This is a genomic window from Wocania ichthyoenteri Th78 (assembly GCF_000789235.1).
GTDB lineage: Bacteria > Bacteroidota > Bacteroidia > Flavobacteriales > Flavobacteriaceae > Wocania_A > Wocania_A ichthyoenteri.
This window is the reverse complement of record NZ_KN525716.1, coordinates 1281170-1305494: the sequence shown is the minus strand read 5'-3', so window position 1 is coordinate 1305494 and position 24325 is coordinate 1281170. Positions and strand designations below refer to the sequence as shown.

19 protein-coding genes and 1 tRNA gene are annotated in these 24325 nt (G+C 31.6%); 14 read left to right on the top strand and 6 right to left on the bottom strand.

Annotated features, from left to right (window positions below):
* Positions 1 to 75 precede the first annotated feature (75 nt).
* Together RG22_RS05645 and RG22_RS05640 are read right to left on the bottom strand one after the other, a co-directional pair.
* Positions 76 to 489 (bottom strand): HYC_CC_PP family protein, encoded by a 414-nt coding sequence (locus RG22_RS05645; RefSeq protein ID WP_244462116.1) that lies wholly within the window; start codon positions 487 to 489, stop codon positions 76 to 78.
* Positions 490 to 627: 138 nt separating this feature from the next.
* Entirely contained in the window at positions 628 to 1770 is a 1143-nt protein-coding gene (locus RG22_RS05640) for an acyl-CoA dehydrogenase (protein WP_034041577.1), read from the bottom strand.
* Positions 1771 to 1909: 139 nt separating this feature from the next.
* Between RG22_RS05640 and RG22_RS05635 the strand changes: the two genes are divergently transcribed.
* The 12 genes from RG22_RS05635 to RG22_RS05580 all read left to right on the top strand — a co-directional run bounded on the left by RG22_RS05635 (position 1910) and on the right by RG22_RS05580 (position 15908).
* Positions 1910 to 2974 (top strand): anhydro-N-acetylmuramic acid kinase, encoded by a 1065-nt coding sequence (locus RG22_RS05635; protein ID WP_034041574.1) that lies wholly within the window; start codon positions 1910 to 1912, stop codon positions 2972 to 2974.
* A gap of 158 nt (positions 2975 to 3132) precedes the next feature.
* A complete protein-coding gene (locus tag RG22_RS05630) occupies positions 3133 to 4359 on the top strand; it encodes a Glu/Leu/Phe/Val dehydrogenase dimerization domain-containing protein (protein ID WP_034041572.1) in 1227 nt (408 codons plus the stop codon).
* Between the two features lie 10 nt (positions 4360 to 4369).
* Positions 4370 to 5764 carry a sodium:proton antiporter NhaD gene (gene nhaD, locus RG22_RS05625; RefSeq protein ID WP_034041570.1) on the top strand — a complete coding sequence of 465 codons (1395 nt, stop codon included), beginning with the start codon at positions 4370 to 4372 and terminating at the stop codon, positions 5762 to 5764.
* Positions 5765 to 5907: 143 nt separating this feature from the next.
* A complete protein-coding gene (locus tag RG22_RS05620) occupies positions 5908 to 6609 on the top strand; it encodes a MotA/TolQ/ExbB proton channel family protein (protein ID WP_034041567.1) in 702 nt (233 codons plus the stop codon).
* Position 6610: 1 nt separating this feature from the next.
* A complete protein-coding gene (locus RG22_RS05615) occupies positions 6611 to 7003 on the top strand; it encodes an ExbD/TolR family protein (protein ID WP_034041564.1) in 393 nt (130 codons plus the stop codon).
* 110 nt (positions 7004 to 7113) lie between these two features.
* Positions 7114 to 7962, top strand: a complete 849-nt coding sequence (locus RG22_RS05610) for an energy transducer TonB (RefSeq protein WP_034041561.1) — start codon at positions 7114 to 7116, stop codon at positions 7960 to 7962.
* Positions 7963 to 7964: 2 nt separating this feature from the next.
* Positions 7965 to 9182, top strand: coding sequence for a bifunctional folylpolyglutamate synthase/dihydrofolate synthase (locus tag RG22_RS05605; protein WP_034041558.1), 1218 nt, complete (start codon positions 7965 to 7967; stop codon positions 9180 to 9182).
* Positions 9183 to 9240: 58 nt separating this feature from the next.
* Complete coding sequence (locus RG22_RS05600; RefSeq protein WP_034041555.1) at positions 9241 to 9984, top strand: DUF6263 family protein; 744 nt, start codon at positions 9241 to 9243, stop codon at positions 9982 to 9984.
* Positions 9985 to 10091: 107 nt separating this feature from the next.
* A tRNA-Val gene (locus RG22_RS05595) sits at positions 10092 to 10166 on the top strand.
* Between the two features lie 145 nt (positions 10167 to 10311).
* A complete protein-coding gene (locus RG22_RS05590; protein WP_034041553.1) occupies positions 10312 to 11082 on the top strand; it encodes a LuxR C-terminal-related transcriptional regulator in 771 nt (256 codons plus the stop codon).
* 288 nt (positions 11083 to 11370) lie between these two features.
* Positions 11371 to 12429 (top strand): toxin-antitoxin system YwqK family antitoxin, encoded by a 1059-nt coding sequence (locus RG22_RS05585; protein WP_156113352.1) that lies wholly within the window; start codon positions 11371 to 11373, stop codon positions 12427 to 12429.
* A 29-nt stretch (positions 12430 to 12458) separates the two neighbouring features.
* Complete coding sequence (locus RG22_RS05580; RefSeq protein WP_034041549.1) at positions 12459 to 15908, top strand: tetratricopeptide repeat protein; 3450 nt, start codon at positions 12459 to 12461, stop codon at positions 15906 to 15908.
* A gap of 148 nt (positions 15909 to 16056) precedes the next feature.
* Here the strand turns inward: RG22_RS05580 and RG22_RS05575 are convergent, their stop codons facing one another.
* Positions 16057 to 16290: a hypothetical protein gene (locus RG22_RS05575; protein WP_034041547.1), complete on the bottom strand. Its 234-nt coding sequence runs from the start codon at positions 16288 to 16290 to the stop codon at positions 16057 to 16059.
* Positions 16291 to 16303: 13 nt separating this feature from the next.
* Positions 16304 to 16582: a hypothetical protein gene (locus RG22_RS05570; protein WP_034041545.1), complete on the bottom strand. Its 279-nt coding sequence runs from the start codon at positions 16580 to 16582 to the stop codon at positions 16304 to 16306.
* 112 nt (positions 16583 to 16694) lie between these two features.
* Between RG22_RS05570 and RG22_RS05565 the strand changes: the two genes are divergently transcribed.
* Positions 16695 to 17024: a helix-turn-helix domain-containing protein gene (locus tag RG22_RS05565; protein WP_034041543.1), complete on the top strand. Its 330-nt coding sequence runs from the start codon at positions 16695 to 16697 to the stop codon at positions 17022 to 17024.
* Here the strand turns inward: RG22_RS05565 and RG22_RS05560 are convergent, their stop codons facing one another.
* Both RG22_RS05560 and gldJ read right to left on the bottom strand, forming a co-directional pair.
* Positions 17025 to 18302 (bottom strand): UDP-N-acetylmuramoyl-tripeptide--D-alanyl-D-alanine ligase, encoded by a 1278-nt coding sequence (locus RG22_RS05560; protein ID WP_034041540.1) that lies wholly within the window; start codon positions 18300 to 18302, stop codon positions 17025 to 17027.
* A 177-nt stretch (positions 18303 to 18479) separates the two neighbouring features.
* Complete coding sequence (gene gldJ / locus RG22_RS05555; RefSeq protein WP_204244177.1) at positions 18480 to 20180, bottom strand: gliding motility lipoprotein GldJ; 1701 nt, start codon at positions 20178 to 20180, stop codon at positions 18480 to 18482.
* A 263-nt stretch (positions 20181 to 20443) separates the two neighbouring features.
* On the opposite strand from gldJ, the gene porU reads away from it, so the two are divergent.
* A complete protein-coding gene (porU, locus tag RG22_RS05550) occupies positions 20444 to 24325 on the top strand; it encodes a type IX secretion system sortase PorU (protein WP_034041538.1) in 3882 nt (1293 codons plus the stop codon).

The following is a 24325-nucleotide window of genomic DNA, read 5'->3' as shown; positions in this document are numbered from 1 at the left end:
TTAGAAAAACACCGAATACAGCAAATTACCCTTACGACATACAGCCATAGGATAACACAGTCTATTGTTTAAAAATCAAATTAAGTAAGTCTCGTCAATCTTGAAGATTTGCTTGACGACGAGTGGTGGTTTGTATTCTTCATAAGAAGATACATTCTTATCTAAACCTTCAAAAAGGTTGATATAAGTATATACAAATGAAGCTACAAATTGTTGCTGCTCAAAAGTAAGTTTATCAAATTGAAGTTTTAATTCATCTTGACCTTCAATAACCAATTGTTTGTCATCACAACAATTTTTCTTGGTTATCGAACAACTTTCAGTGGGTGGTTTTTCCATTTCCATTCCGCAACCTTTTGCTTTATGGAATATAGCAGTTTCTACCAAATTATCTCCACAATAATGCATATTAATAGTGAATGACATTGTAGAAAATAATACTACAAAAGCCATTAAAAGTGACATTGTTTTATGGATTACTTGTTTCATAAGTAGTTACAAAGTTATGAAATATTTAAAACATCAATCTAAAATTATGTTAATTCTATAAAATTGAAACAATATATTTATTCTTATGTCTAATAAGGGAACAATAAACGTCAAAAGTTAAGTGATTCTAGGAGTATTTCAATCCCTAATAATACTCCTAGAAATCACAATTTTCTGGATTTCAGAAGTACCTTCATAAATCTGAGTAATTTTTGCATCACGCATTAAGCGCTCCACATGGTATTCTTTAACAAAGCCATTACCACCATGAATTTGTACCGCTTCAACAGTATGTTCCATTGCTACTTTAGAAGCGTATAATTTTGCCATAGCACTAGACATATCGTAATTATTACCTTGATCTTTATCCCAAGCCGCTTTCATTACTAAATGGCGAGCAGCTGTAATATCAGTATACATATCTGCTAATTTGAAGGCAATCGCTTGGTGGTTACAAATTTCTGTACCAAAAGCTTTTCGTTCTTTAGAGTATTTTAAAGCCAACTCATAAGCACCTTGAGCAATACCAAGGGCTTGAGACGCAATACCTATCCGTCCACCAGAAAGTGTTTTCATGGCAAAACGAAAACCAAATCCATCATCGCCAATGCGATTTTCTTTAGGCACTTTCACATCGTTAAATTGTAGGGTGTGTGTGTCGCTTCCGCGGATACCTAACTTATCTTCTTTGGGTCCTACATGAAACCCTTCCATTCCTTTTTCAACAATAAAAGCATTAATACCGTGCGATCCTTTGTCTCGATCGGTTTGAGCAATTACTAAGAATACATCGGCACGTCCACCACTTGTAATCCAGTTTTTTGTACCATTAATAATGTAATGGTCGCCTTGGTCTATGGCTGTAGTTTTTTGAGATGTTGCATCACTACCAGCTTCTGGCTCGCTTAAACAAAACGCACCAATGTTTTCGCCAGTGGCAAGTTTGGTTAAATATTTTTCTTTTTGAGCTTCTGTCCCGTAAGCTTCAAGACCATAACAAACTAGTGAATTATTAACCGAAACAATTACTGAAGCCGATGCATCAATTTTCGATAATTCTTCCATAATAAGTACATAAGAAATCGCATCCATGCCACTTCCGCCATATTTAGGATCAACCATAATGCCCATAAAGCCTAAATCTCCCATTTTACGAACTAATTCATTGGGAAATTCCTGCTTATTATCGCGTTCAATAACACCGGGAAGTAATTCGGTTTGTGCAAATTCGCGAGCGGCATCGCGTATCATTAAATGTTCTTCAGAAAGGCTAAAATTCATAATTCGTAATTAAAATCTAGTTTTGGTAAAAAATGTTTACAAATATAGCCTTTAATTGTGAATTCTTAAAAATTATAGTTTAGTTTTCGCTTCTATATTCTTTCATAATCTTATTTAAGATGATTACTTTTACCTTACTATGATGAAATCGAAATTTAGCGTTGTTGGTGTGATGTCTGGAACATCATTAGATGGTATAGATTTAGTATATGCGACATTTAATTATAATGATGTTTGGCATTTTGAAATTAATCATGCTGAAACCGTTGCATATAATGATGAATGGCATCGAATTCTTAAAGATTTAGTTCTATATACTTCAGATAGATTATTGCAAATAGATAAAGATTATACAGTCTATTTAGCTAATGTTGTCAATAGTTTCATTCAAAAAAATAATATAAAAAATGTGGATGCTATCTGTTCGCACGGACACACCGCTTTACATCAGCCTGATGAAAAATTAACGTATCAAATAGGTAATTTACCAAATATAGCCAAATTACTAAACAACAAAGTCGTTTGCGATTTTAGAGTGCAAGATGTTGATTTTGGAGGTCAAGGTGCGCCATTGGTGCCCATTGGGGATAAGTTGTTGTTTTCAGAATACGACTACTGTATTAATTTAGGGGGTTTTGCTAATGTGTCTTATGAATCTGAAAACAAGCGAATTGCGTTCGATATTTGCCCTGTGAATATTGTGCTAAACTATTATGTGAAACAACTGGGTTTTGATTATGATGACGAAGGAAAAATAGCTTCAACAGGGACTATAAATAATAAATTATTGGAACAATTAAATGCTCTAGATTTTTATAAAGAAATTCCGCCAAAATCTTTAGGTTTAGAATGGGTTAACATTCATATTTTTTCTTTAATAAGTTCATATAATTTAGAAATAAAAGATGTTTTAAGAACTTTTGTGGAACACGCAGCCATTCAAATTGCCAATATAATTGGTAGCGAAAATCAAAAATCAGTCTTTATAACTGGCGGTGGCGTGTATAACAAGTTTCTTATTGAGAGAGTAAAACAGCATTCCAAAAATAAAATTATAATACATTCTAAAACCATTATAGAATTTAAAGAAGCTTTAATTTTTGGTTTTTTAGGGGTGTTAAAACTAAGAGACGAAATTAATTGTTTACAAAGTGTAACTGGAGCAAATAAAGACCATAGTTCTGGTGAAATATATCTACCATAAAATTTATTGAAATTTAATATTAAAGGGCTTTTAGTTTTTTATATTTGTTAAATTAATAATTTAAACACTTTTCGTATGAATCAGCTTTAGCTTTGCTTAAAATAGAGAATACTAAACACATAAATTTTAAGCTAAAAAAGAATCGATTATTATAAGGAATGAAAGAATTATTAAAAAAATACGAAAATAAAGCACCAGAAATTATTTTTAATTGGAAAGACGCTGAAACAGAAGCTGAAGGATGGGTTGTTATTAACTCACTTCGCGGAGGCGCAGCAGGAGGCGGAACAAGAATGCGAAAAGGGCTGGATATGAATGAGGTTTTGTCTTTAGCAAAAACCATGGAAATTAAGTTTACCGTATCTGGACCATCTATTGGTGGTGCAAAGTCTGGTATTAATTTCGACCCTAAAGACCCTCGTAAAAAGGGCGTGTTAGAGCGTTGGTATGCTGCAGTGTCTCCACTACTTAAAAGCTATTATGGAACAGGAGGCGATTTGAATGTAGATGAAATTCACGAGGTTATTCCTATTACAGAAGAAAGCGGTGTTTGGCATCCGCAAGAAGGTGTTTTTAACGGGCATTTTAAACCTACCGAAGCCGATAAAATAAACAGAATTGGACAATTAAGACAAGGCGTTATTAAGGTTATTGAAAATCCAATATATTCGCCAAGTGTTTCTAGAAAATACACAGTAGCCGATATGATTACAGGTTTTGGTGTTGCAGAGGCTGTTAAACAATATTATAATGTATATGGAGGAGACATTAATGGAAAGCGAGCAGTTATACAAGGTTTTGGTAATGTAGGAGCAGCAGCAGCATTTTATTTATCTCAAATGGGAGCTAAAATAGTTGGTATAATAGATGTTGTTGGCGGATTAATTAATGAAGAAGGCTTTACATTTGAAGAAATTACTAACTTGTTCCTTGCTAAAACAGGAAATACTTTAGTTGCTGAAAATTTAATCCCTTTTGAAGAAGCTAACGAGAAGATTTGGTCTATTAAAACCGAAATTTTTGCACCATGTGCTGCATCAAGATTAATTACTATTCACCAAATTGATGAGATGATAGATAGTGGTTTAGAAGTTATATCTTGTGGAGCTAACGTGCCTTTTGCAGATAAAGAAATTTTCTTTGGTCCTATAATGGAGCATACAGATTATAAAGTGAGCTTAATACCAGATTTTATTTCTAATTGTGGAATGGCTCGTGTTTTTGCCTATTTTATGGAACGCCGTGTGCAAATGACAGATGAAGCGATATTTAATGATACATCAAATAAAATTAAAGAAGCAATAGAGAAAGTTTATAACAAAAACCAATCTAAAACAGGAATAAGTGCAACAGCTTTTGAGATTGCCTTAAGCCAACTAATATAAAACCAAATTTATGGAAGCAGCAATTATTTTAGTATTTGTAATGGGCTATTTAGCCATTACCCTTGAGCATAGTATAAAAATAGATAAACTAATTCCTGCACTGGTCATGATGGCCATTTGTTGGGCATTAATTGCTTTAGGTATTGAAGGCTTCCCACAATGGTTCGATTCATCTAAACATTCATTAATGGAAGGTTTTGGGTCGTTAGCTTCAGAAGAGAAAATGCATTTGATGGAAGAAACACTCTTGCATCATTTAGGTAAAACTTCAGAAATATTGGTGTTCCTTTTAGGTGCCATGACCATTGTTGAGATTATTGATTATTTCGATGGTTTTTCAACCATTAAAGACTTCATTAAAACAAAAAAGAAAAGTAAAATACTTTGGATTTTTGCCATTTTAGCATTCATTTTATCAGCTATTATAGATAACCTTACAGCGACTATTGTACTTATTTCAATACTTCAAAAAATTGTAAAAGACAGGAGTGTTCGTATTTGGTTTGCAGGTTTAATTATTATTGCTGCTAATGCTGGAGGCGCATGGTCTCCAATAGGCGATGTAACAACAACTATGTTATGGATTGGTAAAAAAGTAACCACAGGACATTTAATTGGTTATCTATTATTGCCGTCTTTTTTATGTATGGCAGTACCAACATTTATCGCATCATTTTTACCAGCGTTTAAAGGTGATTTAGAAATTGAAGAAGAAATAGAAATTAAGAGGAAATCTAAGTTTAGTAGCACTATGCTGTATCTTGGTTTAGGTGCTATTATTTTTGTGCCAATTTTTAAAGTGATTACACATTTACCACCTTATGTAGGTATGATGTTGTCTTTAGGTGTTGTGGCTGTTTTTGCCGAAATTTACAGTAGCTCTAAGTTTAGTATGACAGAGTTTGATTCTGGTGAAAGTGATGCTCATGCTTTACATAGTCCTGTACATCATTCCTTATCGAAAATTGAATTGCCAAGTATTTTATTCTTTTTAGGGATTTTAATGGCGGTTGCAGCTTTAGAATCTTTAGGAATATTGTTTAATTTTGCAACGTCTTTACAAGATAATATGCCACAATTGGGTACGGAATTACATTCAGGAGGTGTATCAGATTTAGTAGTAATATTATTAGGTTTTGGATCTGCGGTAATAGACAATGTACCATTGGTTGCAGCTAGTTTAGGCATGTTCTCAGAACCTATAGATCATGAATTATGGCACTTTATAGCCTTTTCTGCAGGAACAGGAGGTAGTATGTTAATCATTGGTTCTGCAGCAGGTGTTGTAGCCATGGGGATGGAAAAAATAGACTTTTTTTGGTATTTAAAAAAGATTGCTTGGTTAGCTGCTGTAGGATTTTTAGTAGGTTCGGTAGCATTTATGTTTACTAGAACCTTGTTTTAATTGAAAAGAATTTCACAAGGCAGAATGTCTTGGGTTTACATTGAAATTGTCATTCCTATGAAAACGGGAATCTAAGCAAAAAGTAATTTTGCTATACTTTAACAAAAAAAGATACGTTATACAGTTGCAATAAATTTAATTATATGCTAAATATTTTATTACTAAACACACAGGAGGGGGCAGAATTAATCACTGATGAAGAATCAGTTGAAAAAACACTTTCAATTATTGAATTAATTAGTAGCGGAGGCGCTGCCGGACAAGTTATAATTGCTATTTTGTTTTTACTGCTTATTGTAGCATCATATATTTATTTTGAAAGATTATTTGCCATAAAAGCCGCATCAAAAATAGATGCTAATTTTATGAATCAAATTAAAGATCATGTAAGTAATGGTAAAATTGACTCTGCTCAAATGCTATGTGCTCAAGTAAATTCACCAGTGTCCAGGTTAATTGGTAAGGGAATTTCTAGAATAGGAAAACCACTTGCCGATATTAATACTGCTATTGAAAATGCAGGACGTTTAGAGATTTACGGATTAGAAAAAAATGTCAGTGTTTTGGCTACTATTTCTGGAGCTGCACCAATGATTGGGTTTCTTGGTACGGTAGTTGGAATGATATTAGCAATATTTGAATTGGCCAATGCAGGAGGCTCTATTGAAATGGATGTTTTAGCAAGCGGATTGTATACAGCCATGACAACCACGGTTGCTGGTTTAATTGTGGGTATTGTGGCTTACATTGCTTACAACCATTTGGTGGTGAGAACTGATAAGGTTGTCTATCAAATGGAAGCAAACTCGTTAGAGTTTTTAGATCATTTAAACGAACCTACGTAATATGAACTTTAGAGGAAGAAATAAGGTTACACCAGAATTCAATATGTCGTCAATGACAGATATTGTATTTCTGTTACTTATATTTTTTATGATTGCTTCAACCTTAGTCACCACTAATGCGATTGATATTTTGTTACCAAAAGCTAGTGGTAAAACCGAAAATAAAAAATCGGTTGCAGTGAGTATAAAAAAGGATTTAACTTATTATATAGACCAAAAACGAGTAGGAATAAGTGTTTTAGAAAATGAGTTGTTAGCAGCATTATCATCTCAAGAAAAGCCAACTATAGTTTTAAGAGCTGAAAAATCTGTGCCTGTTGAAAATGTTGTAAAAGTCATGGACATAGCAAATAGAAATAAATTTAAAGTCATTTTAGCAGTAAAGCCTAATTAATTAGACCGTCATTACGAGTAAAAAAAACAATATAGCCTGCATTGAGCGCAGTCGAAATGTGGTAATCTTTCTAATTGAACAGGATTTTATCTCTGTTTATAATTATAAAAATGAAATATTTTGAAACCATACACGAAAAGAATTCTGCTAGAATCACAGCGTTGATTACTATCATTCTTTTGGTGCTATTGTTTGTGGTAGGTACAACCTATATGGATCCGCCAGAAGAATACGGTATTGCTGTCAATTTTGGAACAACAGATTTTGGTAAAGGTAATGTGCAGCCAAAAAAACCTGTAAAGTCTGAACCAAGAGAAATTGAAGAGCCACCACAACCAGATGTTGCTAAAGCAGAACCAACAAAATCTTCAGAAACTAAAGAAGAGGTTTTAACCGAAGATAACTCTGAAGCTATCGCAATAAAAAAACAGAAAGAAGCCGAGGCTAAAGCGAAAGCGATTGCAGATGCTAAAGCCAAAGCAGAAGCCGATAGAATTGCTAAAGAAAAACGAGAACAAGAAGAAAAAAAGAAAAAGTTAGATGCCTTAATTGGCGGTGTTAGCAAATCTGAAGGAAGCGAAACTGGTAGCGAAGGCAACGACAATAAAGCAGGCGATAAAGGACAATTAGATGGCGACCCTTACGCTCCAAGTTATTTTGGAGGCAAAGGCTCTGGAACTGGTGGTGTTGGTTATGGTTTAAATGGTAGGGGTAGAGCATCGTATAAAACACTAAAGCAAGATTGTAACGAATCAGGAATGGTTATCGTTAGAATTGTAGTTAATAAAAATGGCAACGTAGTTGAGGCTACTCCAGGTGTAAAAGGCACTACAAACACAGCGCAATGTTTATTAGAACCTGCAAAAAAAATAGCCTTATCTCATAAATGGCCAGCAGATTCTAAAGCACCAGCAAAACAAATCGGTTTTGTTAAGGTAAACTTCAAATTGGGTCAATAGCAATGACGTATCAAGATACTCTCGATTGGATGTTTTCTCAACTGCCAATGTATCAAAAACAGGGTAAATCGGCATTCAAAAAAGATTTATCAAATACTTTAAAATTAGCTGAACATTTAAATCATCCAGAACATAAATTCAAATCCATTCATGTTGCTGGTACTAATGGAAAAGGTTCAACAAGTCATATGCTGGCATCTATTTTACAGGAAGCTGGTTACAAAGTTGGACTTTATACTTCTCCGCATTTAAAAGATTTTAGAGAGCGTATTAAAATTAACGGAAAAGAAGTCAGCAAGCAGTTTGTAATTGGTTTTATAAAACAAAACGAAGGTTTTTTTGAAGCCAATCAATTGTCATTTTTTGAAATGACCGTTGGAATGGCATTCGATTATTTTTCAAAAGAAAAAGTTGATATTGCTGTTGTTGAAGTGGGTTTAGGCGGACGACTAGATTCTACCAATATTATTGCCCCAGAAGTTTCGGTTATTACAAATATTGGTTTAGACCACACACAATTTTTAGGCAATACACTAGAGGCTATTGCTTTTGAAAAAGGTGGTGTAATTAAGCCTAATATTCCTGTTGTAATTGGCGAAACTCAAAAAGAAACACAATCAGTTTTTAAAGATTTAGCGAAAAAGAATAAATCGCATATCGTTTTTGCAGATAGAGAAATCACCGAAGTTTATAAATCAGATTTATTAGGAAGCTATCAGTCAAAAAATATTAGGACAGTCATTCAAACAGTTAAGGAGCTTCAAAAAAAAGGATACAAAATTTCAGAACAAAATATAAAAGAAGGTTTAGTACAGGTTATTAAAAATACTGGTTTATTAGGGCGTTGGCAGGTTTTAAACGAAAAACCAAAAGTAGTTTGCGATACAGGACACAATAGAGAGGGTTTACAATATGTGATGCATCAGCTTTTAGAAGAAAAATTTGATGCGCTTCATGTTGTTTTTGGAGTTGTAAATGATAAAGACATAAACACTATTGTAGATTTACTACCAAAAAGTGCTACCTATTATTTTTGTAAACCAGATATTCCTAGAGGAATGGATGCTAATAAACTTAAAGAAACTTTAAACAAATACGATTTAGTAGGCGATGCTTATAATTCTGTAAATGAAGCGTATAAAACAGCTTTAAAAGGCGCAAACCTAAATGATTTTATATTTGTTGGTGGTAGTACTTTTGTAATTGCAGAAATAGTTTAATACAATTCTATTTTAAGATATTATATTTGAAAACATATAAAATAAAATTTAAAACATTATGAAGAACTTTTTTACACTTTTATTACTAGTTACAGCAACATTATCATTTGCGCAAGAGTCAACACTTTTAAGACTAAACTATAATAAAGGTGATAAGTATTTAATGCAAATGGACATGAAGCAAAACATGGGGGAAGGTACTATGATTATGGATATGGTTATTGAAATGCCTATTGAAGTAATTGATGTTAGTGATGAGGGAGTCTATAACTCAGAATTGAGCTTTAAAAGCATTAAAATGAATATGGAGCAGTCTGGTATGAAGATAAATTATGATTCAAACCTTAAAGAAGAAGATTTAGATGAAACTGCTAAATTAATGAGTGTGCAAATGAAACCAATGCTAGAAACGGTTTTGTCAACTCAAACAAATGTTTATGGCGAGGTTTTAGAAATGAAAATGGTCAAAGGTTCAGGAAACGTAGATCAATTTACTAGTCAAACTGAAAGCGTAGTTTATCCAAAAGAAGCAGTAACTACTGGTTATTCATGGGTAGCAGAAAAGGATAGTAATGGTATGAAAATTAAAAGCATTTATACTGTGAAATTTATTGATGATAAAGAAGTTGTGTTAGATGTTAAAGGCGATATCTCGGGATCTTCTACAGGAAGCTTAACAGGTGTTATGAATATCGATAAAGTTTCAGGAGTACCCACAATATCTAATATCAATATGGATTTTGAAATCATGGGGCAAAAGGTTGTTACTAAAATTGTTATGGAGATGAAAAAAGTTGAGTAACAACGCTTCAAATGAAGACTTAGCTTTAGAGTGAAAATTTATTTATTTTTTATCAAAAAAGTTTTTGCAATATTAAAAACTAGGTTATATTTGCAGTCCAATTTAGAGGGCGCGTAGCTCAGTTGGTTCAGAGCACTTGGTTTACACCCAAGGGGTCAGGGGTTCGAATCCCTTCGCGCCCACAAAAAAATCCTAAAGCATTTGCTTTAGGATTTTTTATTTTATAGATGTCTCTTCATTATTGTTAAGCCTATTGCTAGAGGTTTAAAAGGGTATATGTTTTTACAAACCAAGAATTTTATCTATTTTTAAAAAAATCTCTCAAGTATGAATAATGGTAGTGTTAAAGATGCATATAAAGAAATATTTAAATCTTACGAAAATCCATCCTTAGAAAAGCATATTCAAAAAATAAAAGAATTAGATACATACTTACCTTATAGTTCTACTTTTTTTTGTGTCACTAATACTCAAGATTTAAGTTTTGAATTTATCAGCAAGAACATAAAAGCATGTTTAGGGGTGGATAAAAATGAGTTGAAAGCTCGGGGAATGCGATATTTTTGGAGTAAAATGCATCCAGATGATTTAGAGCTATGGCTTAAAGCTTTAAATGAACTTATGAATTTTACATTAAATAATACAAGTATTGATGATAGAAAGAAAATGAGTTACACTTGGAATTATCGTTTAAAGAATGCTAAAGATAATTATGTGAATGTTATACAAAACACAACGCCACTTGAGTTTGATAGTGATGATAAACCTATAATAGGACTTGCTCATTATACAGTTTTAGACTCTAAAATAAAGCTTGATATTACTGCAACTGCTAAAATTTTAAATGCTAATAGTGAATATGAAACTATCTACTTTAATAACTTTTCTCAAAAACTCTTGTCGGATGGAATAAGTAATAGAGAGCGCGATATTATAAGATTATTGTTGTTAAACAAATCTAGTAAAGCTATTGCTGAAAATCTAAGTATTAGTTCACACACGGTTGATACACATAGGCGTAATATTTTAAAAAAGTTAAATATTTCTTCTACCGGAGAGCTAGTGGCTTTATTAAAACTAAAGAATACTATTATTTGATATTTTTTTAGACTATTAGTAACATAAAAGACTACTTAATATACTCAAATTAAGTATTGTGTTTAATAATAGATTAATGCATCTTTGTGAAGCTATTAATTAGTTCTTAAGGAGAATTATTTTAAGGTGTTTGATTAAATAACCATAATCAAACACCTTTTATCATTATTTTTATCCTAACCTAGTTTTACTCTCCCAAATATTTACCTGTTAATGTTGTGTTTAATTAATGAAATACACTATATGATTGGTTCTATTTATTGCAAAACGGACATTTTTAAAAGTTCAATGAAAAGTTTACTATTAATTTTATTTTCCTTGCAATTATTAGGAGGACAAGAACTAAAATTTCCAAATGTGTCTTCAATTCAATTAAGCGATTTTGATAAACTAAAAGAAGGAGGAAAACATAAATGGACTTCTTCTGATGGGAATACTTATGGAATAAAATTTGAAAAAGACAAAAAATCAACATGGATTGAGTTGGGTGGTAAGATGGTTTTACATGGTACAATTTATATTTATGACCAAACTTATGATGAACCAAGAATTGAATATTTAAGAGATAAAACACAATATGTTTATGGACAAAAACATGGGCTTTCTGAAATATACTCCATTGTGAAAGGGAAAACCTATTTAAAAGAACTTACAACTTATGCATTTGGGCAAAGACATGGTGAGTATCTGAAATATGAAACTAAGGACCGGGTTATAAGTTCGGGTCAATACGATAAAGGTATTAAACAAGGCAAATGGATAGATTACTATTCTTCTGGAAATATAATGTATGAATACGATTACAATGGTTTTTCTGGTATTAGATATTCTTATTCTAGTGGTGGTGCGACAGCAAATAGTAAAAAAGGAAAACTTCAATCAAAAAGTAGTTACAAGTATTTTTATAATCAAGGAGATGATAGAGGGAAATGGAAAAGACATGGATTAAGTACGTACTATACCTACGGAGGAGGCATTAAGCAAAAATATTTTTATGAGGGAAAAGAGTCGGACGGTAAACAACAAGATAATGTAGTTATTAATAGTGAATTGCACAAATCGCCAAATTGTGCCTCGTCTGCTAAAGAAATAAAAGAATTGCTTAATAGGATAAAGCCTACAAGCAATTATGCAAGAGAAACGAAAAGAATAGGAAACGAGATTTGTGCTTACTTGGTCAGTAAAGAGGTCGAAAAGATACCCTGGTATTCAATACAAAATGCTATTAACATAATAACAAGTTATTTACGTGAAGAAACAAAGAGGAAATGTGATGAGGAAGAATGTAGAAAACGGATACTTTTTCTAAAGCAAGCTAAATCATATTTGACGGGTGTACGTGGTTAGATTTAATAATTAAAAAAAATTAATGTAGCATGAGAAAATTAATTTACTATTCAATAATTTCTTTCTTTTTTATAATAACGGCAACAGGACAAAGTGGGGTTCATACTCAAAGCTTTAGTGGTAATCATAAAGGAGCATCAATATCAGGTACAATTAAATATAAAGCTGAATGTTATCTAGGTAACCCTTATGTATCTGTAGTTATTGGAAATGTTAGTATTACATCCTATACCTACCAAGGACGAAGATATTCAGGAAATGATATTCCTGAATACCAATTTCCAGTTCGAGTTAATAAAGGGATTTTGAAAATTTCGGCATCATTTAAATATGGTGTAAATTCTAGGATAAGTGCAGGTACAGGTTTTGGCGTAAATATTAATAGTAGTGTAAGCGGAGGTTTATCAGGGAAGTATATGGATGATAAATTTAGTTGGAATAATGAAAGTAGTGTAAAAGAAATAATAAAATCTCATGGCGTTAAAAACTGTAGTGATAATTGGGGGAAACATCTTGGAAAGATATTAAACTTATCGATAAATGGTGCTGCTGGTCTTGATGATGGAGTTGATCAAAAATTAGAGGAAGCCATAAAAAAGTTGATTAAAAATAATAAAGCAAAGGAATTACTTAATGCTGCTAATCGTCAATTTTCAAATTCTAATTATGATGCTGCCGAAAAACTTTATCGGGATGTTTTAAAGGTAGACTATTCAAACCAAGAAGCTAAAGATAAATTAGCAAAAATTAGCCTTATAAAGAAGAATGAAAAACTCGAAAAAGCATTTAATGATTTAATTAGTTCTGGTGATAATTATTATAGGAGTGAAGATTATACAAACGCTATTCAAGAATATAAAAGAGCATTAAATAATGGTTTTGATAATGAGAAAGCGCAAAGCAAGATTCAAGATGCTCAAGATGCAAAAGAGAAACAATTACAAGATTTAAAAGCAAAAAAAGATGCAGAAAAAAATGCTAATGAGGAAAAAGCAGAGAAAAATGCAAAGTTAAAGGAGGCTGAAAATAAATTAGATGAAACTAGAGCATTTGTTCAAAGAGGAGATGCATTTTTAAAGTCTACACACTACAATAAAGCTATTAATGAATATAAAAAAGCTTTAGTATTAGATCCAGATAACACAACTCTAAAGAACCATATCAAGAAAATTGAAACTTCACTTAAAAATAAAAAAGAGGAAAAAGAATTCCAAGAAAAACTTGCAGAGAAAAAAGCAAAAGAAGATGCAGAATATTATGCTAATCGTAGAGAAAGGTTGGCTGCCACGGAGCAGAGTATCGATGCCCAAATAAAAGCTGCAAAAAAGGCAGGGGATTATATTCAATCTTCTATAAACCAAATTTCTCAACAGAATGCTTCGTATAATGCCTATAAAAGCAAAATAGAAGCAGCAACACGTATGCGAAAATCTGATGACCCAGATGAAATTATAAGGCAGTTTAATGACAAATTAGTTGAGCTGGAAAGATTAAGTGAACAAAGGTATAATCAGCTAGTCAAGGAAATTAAAGCTTACCATGCTCAGCAAAGTTCATATAATACCACTCAATTAGACCAAGCTGCTACTAATTTGGGAGTTGCACTCGGTTCAATGGGTCTATCAAAAAGAATTGCTAAAGAAAAGGCAGCTTCAGTAGAGAAATTAGAAGGAAAGAAACGCGAAATGTTAACTAAGATTAAAGATAATTTAGTAAAAGATTTTAAAAAAAACAGAGAAAACTTTTTTAGGAGAGCAGCATCAGAAATAGCAGTTGATAAGGAAAAATATTATTTAGATATGACAAAATATTATCAATGTAAAATAGACAGAGTACAATCTCAATTTTCAATTGATAATACAGATTGGGTTAACCCTTATTGTAACAAGGTAACAGAAAATTCTTCTTCAAATAATTCACCAAGTGATAAACAACTTTTTGATGCGTCATTGAGAAAATATAAAAATCCAAATAAATATTATCAACAAGCTAGCAAAGATTTTGTTGGTATGGCTATAAAAGCGAACCCTAAAAAGGCTGATTATTACTTTCATAGGGCAAAATTTGAGGAAACGGGATCAAAAAAACATATTAGTTTATTAATGAAAACATTTGATTTAAATAAGGATTACCCTAATGTTAAAAAATTACTTGCAGAATCACTTGCTGAGAAGAAAAGAACAGACGAAACCACTTTTTTTGATAAAGATTGGAAAATTACTTCAAAAAAAGAAGCCTTTTACTATAGACCATTGGTAGATATGAAAAGTAATCCATTTCGTATTAAAAACTATTATTCATCAAACAATCAATTACAAATGGAAGGGTTCGCAACTGGTGCGGATGATAAGAATAATATAATATTTGATGGAGAAGTTATTTTCTATTTCGAATCTGGTGAGGTAGATAGTAGAGCGTATTATAATAAAGGCGTTCTTAAACAAGTTCTTAAAAAAAATAAAAACGGATATATAAAAATTGGGTTTTTTAATGGAAAAAATAATCCTCTCTTTGTCTCAGTTAATTTTGGAAAAATAATTGACATAAATAATTGGAATACTGGCTTTGTAAAGAATGTTAAATGGAATTATACTAGTGCGCATAAAAAGAAGTATAACAAGTACCTTGGTTTTAACTTTGATGAAAGAGGTGATTTGCTATTTAGAGACGAGTATAATGCTAAAGGTAAATTAATAGACAGGAAAGTAGAAGACAGAATTGATGCGATGCATGCAGCATCAGAGAATTATATTGAGAATAAAGAATATAAGCAAGCCATAAAATTTTTAGAAAATGGAATTGTTCTTTACCCAAATGATGCTTTGCTTCATTATTATTTAGGATATGCTAAAAGTAGAAACGAAAACTTGTTTTCATCTTTAAATAAAACAATTAATAAAAGCGTTAACGTCTCTCTTTCAAATAAGATTAGTAAAAACAATGAAGAGGCGATAGAGTATTTTATTAAAGGTTTAAATTTAGTAACGAATAATAAAGAACTTGAATTGAAATTTTATAATGAATTAGGAAATCTATATTATAAAGTAGAATATTTTAGTAAATCGGCAGAAATATTTAATAAAGCTCTCAAAATTCAGCCGCGAAATGCACCTTTATTAAACAGCTATAGCAGGTCACTTGCTTTAAGTACACAGCAACTAGATGAAGCACAGAAAATGATTAAATTGTGTAATAGCATTGAGCCAAATAACCATAATTACCAAGATACTTATGCATGGGTATTATATAAAAAAGGCAACTTTAAAGAGGCTAATATATGGTTAGATAAAGCATTTGAGAATGGGGGAAAAGTCAACCCTATTATTTGGGAACATAAAGGGGATGTTTCTTATAAGCTTGGAGATAAAAATACAGCTATAGATTGTTGGGAAATGGCAAAATCTTTGAATAAGGAAAATGGGGGCAAGGTTTCAGATTATCTTAATCAAAAAATTAAAAAGAAGATGCTCTTAGAATAGTTTACTTTAAAGGATTTAATCTTATTCATTTTAAATTAATAAGCCCCCTGTTATAGGAGACTTATTTGACTATTTTCCCTCATTAAAATGAATAGTCAATTTCGATTGCTCACAATCAAATAATTTTTTAAAATTTAAAAGGTAGCATTTACCAAAATTCAATGTAAATACCTTTTCCTGTATGCTTTAATGTAATATTATTAGGTATTTCTTCGCATAGTTTAGCTAATTGTATAATTTGATGCTTTACTAATGGTTCATTTACTACAGTTATTAAACTGTCCGAATTGCTATGATGATTATATTCGCTGCCGTATTTTGTTTCTGTATTAAAGATGTCTTTAAATCCCTCTTCAACTTTTATACGATATTTTTTTTTCATTGATATTTACTATCTATTTGTTATTTAAATTTTGCTTTAATCGGTTTGAAACAACTTTATATTTATTTGCTATTTCAATAATGGCATTAAAAACTAGAATATTTTTACTAATACCACTTTTTATGTTTCTAACCATTTGTGAATCTACTATTATACCTTCGTTTGAAAGCTTATGAATTACTTTAGCAGTGTATTCTTTAGGAAGGTGGTTAGTTAACAAGTCTTTAAGGGTTTCTTGTTCAATTTGTGAATGCACATCATATAATGTGTATAATTTGTTTAAATTTGTCATTACTTGAATATTTTTATATGATATTTGAGTGAATTTACACACGAATATATACAAATAATTAAACAAAATAAAAATAATTTACTTATTTGTATAATTTATAATCATTCTAAATATGGAATTTGAGGATAAACTAAAAAAATTAATAAAGAGTAAGTATAGTAGATTAAGTGATTTAGCTGAGAAATTTGAAATGAATTATACCCAGCTTTCACAATACGTGAATGGAAAAAAAGTATCTATTGAGTTTTTAACAAAGATAATTCAAGAATTTCCTGATGCTGATCTTAATTGGTTGCTTAGAAATGATTCTAAAAAAGAAAATAATAGTGTAGAAGAATATAATGAACCCTATAAGGCGATTTTAAATAATGAGCAAATTATAGCCAAAATTGAGGTTTTACTAAGCGATTTGAAAGACCAAATTGCTAAGAATAATGTCTAGTCATAAACTTTCTAAAACCCGCTCTAAAGCCATCCCTCTAGAGCCTTTTATTAAAAGCGTTGTATTTTTTATTGTATAAATTTTAAAATGCTTTTTGAATTCTTCAAATGTTTTATACTGAACCACTTTTTCGGAACTGACTTTTGATTGATAAAAATTCTCACCAATTAAAATGATTTTGTCAATGTTTAAAGAAATAGCTAAATCTGTAATGGTTTGATGCTCTTGCTTAGTTTCATTACCAAGTTCGAACATATCTCCAAGAACAGCTATTTTGTGTCCTGTTTGTTTTTCAAAATTAAGTAAAGCAGCGTTTATGCTTGTTGGGTTTGCATTATAGGCGTCTAAAATAATTTTGTTGTAACCTTTTTTAATGATTTGTGATCTGTTATTATTAGGAACATAGTTTTCAATAGCATTTTTAATAACATTATCTTTAACATTAAAATAGTTTCCCATGGTAATTGCAGCAGCAATATTATTAAAATTGTAATCACCAATAAGCTGACTTTTTATATTTAAGTCATTGTATTTGGATTCGACAAAAGGTTTAGCGTCGATAAAGTCAATATTAATATTAGCAGAATTAGTATTACCAAAAACAAGCCTTTTTGCATCATTGGTTTTGTTAACTTGAATAGCATCATTTCCATTAACAAAAATGGTTTTACGATTAGCAATTAAATAATCATACATTTCACTTTTGCCTTTAATTACTCCTTCAACACTACCAAAACCTTCTAAATGGGCTTTTCCAAAATTAGTTATGTAACCGTAGTCTGGTTTTGTAATATTGCATAGAAAAGCAATTTCTTTTAAATGATTTGCACCCATTTCAACAATCCCTATTTCAGTATTAGGATTCATTGAAAGTAATGTTAGCGGCACACCAATGTGATTGTTTAAATTGCCAAGAGTTGCTGTAGTTTTATATTTTTCAGATAGTACTGCGTTTATTAATTCTTTAGTAGTAGTTTTTCCATTACTGCCTGTTAAAGCTATAATAGGAATGTTTAAAAATGTCCTGTGATAAGACGCTAATTCTTGTAGTGTTTTAATTACATTGTTTACTAGTATTGTTTTATCAGAAATTTTATATTCTTTATCATCAATAATAACATATTTAGCGCCTTTCTTTATGGCTTGTTCAGCATAAGTATTCCCATTAAAATTATCACCTTTTAATGCAAAAAAGATGTCGTCTTTATTAATTTTTCTTGTGTCAGTACAGACTGAATTACATTCTAAGAAAAGATTATGTATTTGTTCAATTTTCAATATAGAGTATTTAATAGTTTAGATTTCTGCCTTCACTTCGACTCCGCTCAGTGGCCACAACAGGAATGACAATTTTAATATAAACTCAACTTATCGTCGAGAATTTTTATTCAAATAAAAGTATAAAAAAAGTCCTAACTAATGCTAGGACTTTAAATATTATTTATTCGAAGTTTTTTAATTCTTCGTTTTGTTTTTGTCTTTACTTTTCGATCCTACACGAGACATTGCACATCTAAACCCAATGTAATCTGTTGCCATATCTTGTGGGAAGTAGCGTCTTTGAGCCGGGTCTAACCAGTATTCTCTATCTTTCCAAGAACCGCCTTTGTAAACTCTAACTTCATCATTAATTAAAGATGATCGGTTATTGTTCTTATCAAACTCTCTAACAATGTTTCCTAAAGAATCTCTTGTAATTGAGTGTTTAGGCGAATTATACATTTGTCGAGTCTGAGCATCTGCTTTATTACCAGTCTCTAATTCTTCATCATCATTAAAGCTTTCAAAATTACGAGAAGAGCGTTTGTCACCATCTCTAAAGTTTATAGCATTACTCTTATCGAAATTAGTTCTTAAATATGTTTCATTTTCATCAACAGGAACTTGTAATATTTCACCTGGTAAATTTCTAGCAACTACTTTTCCGTTAGATAATGTATCGTAAACAATATCATCTGAAGTAACAATCTTTACAGTACCATCGTCATTTATGGCATTTTTTGTATAAACATTTCCACGATAGTAGTTAAAGTCGTTAAACTCATCATCAATAATTGGTCTGTAAACATCAGCTACCCATTCGGCAACATTACCAGCCATATCATATAATCCAAAATCGTTAGGGGCGTATGATTTTACTTCGTTAGTAATATCTGCACCATCATCTGACCAACCAGCAATTCCACCATAATCTCCTTTTCCTTGTTTGAAGTTAGCTTTTTGATCTCCTCGATTTTTACGTTTTCCAGAACGTGTGTATTGTCCATCCCAAGGATATTTTTTACGACCTCTATAAAGGTTATAACTTCTTAATTCACTTAAACCTAAAGCGGCATATTCCCATTCAGTTTCAGTTGGTAATCTATATTTTAATGGAATAGCTCCAGATTCTCTTTTTGCGTAGATATTAACAGGATTTCCGTCTGCATCAGTTTGCTCATTCCTACCTCTTCTACTTTCACCATTAATAACTTCTTCGTTTCCGCCGTAAGTTGAAGTTGGTGAATTAATATAGGTGTCAGTGCTAAAAGTAGCATCAGAATTAACATCAGTTATGTGCGAGCCTCTTTTTAAATAACCAGCTTTTTGTAGAGCCATTTCTCCAACACGATCAGATCTCCAATTAGCAAACTCTACGGCTTGAATCCAGCTTACACCAACAACAGGATATTCTGCATAACCTGGGTGACGTAAATAGTTTTCAGTCATAATTTCGTTAAATCCTAAACGATTTCTCCAAACTAAAGTATCTGGCAATGCACCATGGTAAATTGCTCTGAAATTCTCGTCCGTTGGTGGATATACACGCTTAATCCAATCTAAGTATTCTAAATACATCATATTGGTAACCTCAGTTTCATCCATGTAAAAAGATTGAACATGTTGTTGTGTTGGGGTATTATTCCAATCGTGCATCACATCATCTTGTACTTTTCCTTTAGTAAAAGTTCCTCCTTCTACAAAGACTAAACCTGGGGAAGTTTCTTGTTCTTGGAATTTGGTATTGTATTGAAAACCACCTTCTTTGTCGTTGATTTGCCATCCTGTTGCTCTAGAACTATTCTTTGAGCTCGAAGATTTTTTACAACCAATAGCGGTTACTGATAGTGCTAAAACTACCATAACCTTTAATGCTACTACTTTTTTCATATCCATACGTTTAAGTAAGCTAATAATATTTTTGGTGCTGCAATATAAGAATTAAACCGAATAGTGCAAGGGTTTTTATGCATTTTAACCAAAAAAATATGCATTTCACCCTATTTTTTAAACATTACAACGATGTTTTTGTTGTTTTTCATCACTGTTTTGTGTTGTATAAACGCACTTTTTGCAAATTTATTATTGTATTTTTGATGCAGTTTTAAAAATTGTTATTTTTTAAATAATAACATGTTGTAAAAGACGTTATTCTAGCGATGAAAGAGAAGGTTTTACTTTTATTTTTAATTATTTCTGCGAGCATGTTTTCGCAGCAAAAAAAGTTTATTATTAATTGGGATGGATATCAAACTATTTCTGGAGGAAACTATAATATAAAAATACCAGCTTTTAACAAAGATAATTTTAGTTATGATTTTGATGAAGGCTTATTTTTTGTTGCACAATGGAAAGTTTCAAGTAATATTAATGAATCTTCAATAAGAATTAGTAATGTTAGTTATGCTTCAATTTCAAAAGAAGAATTAAAAGATTTAAATGTTAATACCATTGGTAACGAATTAAAATTCATTTTAAAAAATTCAAAAGGAAGAACTCAATCATTTGCATATTTTCAAATAACACCAATAATAAAAGATGTCAATGGTAATTATAAAAAAGTACAATCTTTTCAAATAAATTATAGCACTAAAGCAACTCAGAGATCTTTTTCTAGTAAAGGAAGTGGTATTTCTGGAGTGATAACAAATTCGGTTTTAAGCTCTGGTGAGTGGTTTAAATTTTATGTTGATACTACTGGCGTTTTTAAAATTTCTAAAAACTTTTTGCAACAATTAGGAGTTAATGTAAATAGTGTTGATCCCAGAACTATAAAAGTATATGGCAATGGCGGACGAATGATTCCTTATTCTAATGCTGTGTCGCACCCTTTAGATGTTACCGAAAATGCTATAAAATTTGTTGGAGAAGAAGATGGTATTTTTAATGATGAAGATCATATTTTGTTTTACGCTCAAGGTTCAAAGGAATTTAATGCGGAAAGCAACACCAATATTAATTGTTACACTGATAAAACCTATTATTATATTAATGTAAGTTCTAGTTTAGGTAAACGAATTAAGCCTATGAGTCAACCTACAGGAACTGTAAATATGGTTATTGATACTTTTGAAGATTATAGATTTCATGAAGTTGACGAATATAATATAGCGCTTTTAGGAAGACGTTGGTTTGGGGACCGATTTGATATTGATAACGATAAAACCTTTGAGTTCGACTTTCCGAATTTAGTAACTTCCGTCCCAATTAATCTTAGGGTATTTGTAGCATCTGCATCATCTTCTCAAAGTAGTATGCAAGTTAATGTTAACGGAAGTACTGTCTCAACATTATCAATAGCTGGGGCATCAAGCCCTAATTTAGCCAATGATGCATCCTACATTGGAAATGTAAATGTGAATGCATCAAATATAAGTGTAAATCTTAATTATGATAACCAAGGAAACCCTAGTGGTTTAGGCTATTTAGATTATATTTCTATTGAAGCAACAAGAGCTTTAAGTTTTGAAGATGAACAATTCCAGTTTAAAAATAGAGCAGTAGCTTCGGCTTCAGGTATCGGGCAGTATAATATCGCAAATGCATCACAAATTTCTGAAGTTTGGGATGTAACCGATTTATATAACGCTACAAGTTATATTAACGAAGATGCTAGTAGTAACCTTTCTTTTACATCAACATTAGGAACACTTAAAACTTACGTTGCTATAACACCATCAGATTATTTTGAACCTAAAGTAGATGTGAATAAAACGATTAGTAATCAAAATATAAAGGGCACTATTTTTCAAAATACTGATGGACAATTTCAAGATGTCGATTATATTATTATTGCTCCTAATAATATGCTTAATCAGGCAGAACGTTTAGCGCAAATAAATACAAAACAGTATAATTTGAATGTTAAGGTAGTTGGGTTAAATGAAGTGTATAATGAGTTTAGTACGGGAAATCAAGATGTTGGTGCCATTCGTAATTTAATAAAGTATGTTTACGATAATGCTAGCACACCAGCAAACAGGGTTAAATATGTATGCTTACTTGGCGATGGCTCATTCGATTATAAAGACAGAATTCCTAATAACACCAACATTATGCCTTCATGGTATTCTTACAATAGTTTTAATCTAACCAATTCGTTTGTTTCGGACGATTTTTATGGTATGATGGACGCCAATGAAGGCACGATGAGTACAAGCGACAGATTGGATATTGCCGTAGGTAGAATACTAGCAGATACGCCACAACGTGCTAAAGATATGGTCGATAAAATTGAAAGCTATTACGTAAAAGAAGCTTTTGGGAGTTGGCGAAATAACTTTGTAGTTGTTTCTGATGATGTCGATAAAGATTGGGAAGGTATATTACAAGAAACCACAGATAATGTTGGGAATAACGTTAGTCAGGAAAAACCATTTATAAATGTTGTTAAAATTCACACAGATGCTTTTAAACAAGAGGCTTCGGCTGGCGGAAACAGATACCCACAAGTAACAGAATCTTTAGTTAATGCTATAGATAATGGCGCATTAGTGGTTAATTATTTTGGTCATGGCGGAGAAGAAGGTTTGGCTCAGGAACGTATTTTAACTAAGCCCGATGTGGAGAGCTTCAGAAACTTTTGTAAACTCAATTGTTTTGTTACAGTAACTTGCGAGTTTACCAAATTCGATAATCCTTTTAGAGAAACCGCAGGTGAATTTACCTATTGGAATAAAAAAGCAGGTGCCATTGGTTTAATTACAACTACAAGACAGGTTTTTGTAAATTTTGGAATCACATTTAATAATGAATTAGAACAATATTTATTTTCCTTTAGTGATAATGATACGTTTGAAGATTATGAATATCCATCAATGGCTGAAGCTTTAAGGTTAACAAAAAACGATCCATCCATTTCCAGTCAAAGTCAAAGACGATTAGTGTTTTTTATTGGCGACCCTGCCATGAAATTGGCATTTCCAAAACCTAATATAAGATTAACAGAAATTAATGATGTACCCATCACACAAGCTACTGACACTTTAAAAGCATTAAGTTATGTTAAGCTAGCGGGCGAAGTTACAGACATTTCAGGAAATGTTTTAAGTGATTATAGCGGTACACTTTCTACCACTATTTACGATAAAAATATAGAAAGACAAACATTAGCTAACGATGGTACTCGTTTGAATGGACAACTAGTAAAAATGGACTTTGAGACTTTAGGTGAGATTATTTTTAGAGGGCAAGCGTCAGTTACTAACGGACAATTTGAATTCGATTTTGTAGTGCCAAAAGATATTGGTATTCCTGTAGGTTTTGGGAAAGTAAGCTTTTATTCAAAAAATGAAGAGTTATTTCTAGATCAATCTGGTGTTAGTATTAATACGGTTAGAATTGGTGGATTAAATGAAAATGCTGCCGAAGATAATATTGGTCCAGTTGTCGCCCTTTATATGAACGACGAAAATTTCGTTTCAGGGGGTATAACTAACGAATCACCTACATTACTTGCTAAATTAGAAGATGATAATGGTATTAATACAGCAAGTGGTATTGGTCACGATATTGTAGCTGTTATAGATGGCGACGAAACCAACCCGTTTATATTAAACGATTACTATCAAACCGAAGTAGATAATTATAAAAAAGGCGTGGTATCTTTTCCTTTTAGAGATTTAGAACCTGGACTTCACACTTTAACTTTAAAAGCTTGGGATGTGTATAATAACTCTTCAGTCACTGAAATTCAATTTGTTGTATACGATAAAGACCAAGAGTTAGTTATTAATAATGTACTTAATTATCCAAATCCGTTTGTAAATTATACAGAATTTTGGTTTAATCACAATAGTTCAGACCCTTTAGACGTTTCTATACAAATATTCACCGTTTCAGGTAAATTAGTTAAAACGCTTAATGGGCAAACCAATGCAGGAACAAAAACAACAAGTTCGTTATCGAGAGATATGGTTTGGGATGGAAGAGATGATTTTGGTGATAAAATAGGGAAAGGTGTCTATATATATAAGCTTACAGTGCAATCTAATTTTCTAAATAAAAAAGTTGAAAAAATTGAGAAGCTTGTTATCCTCTAA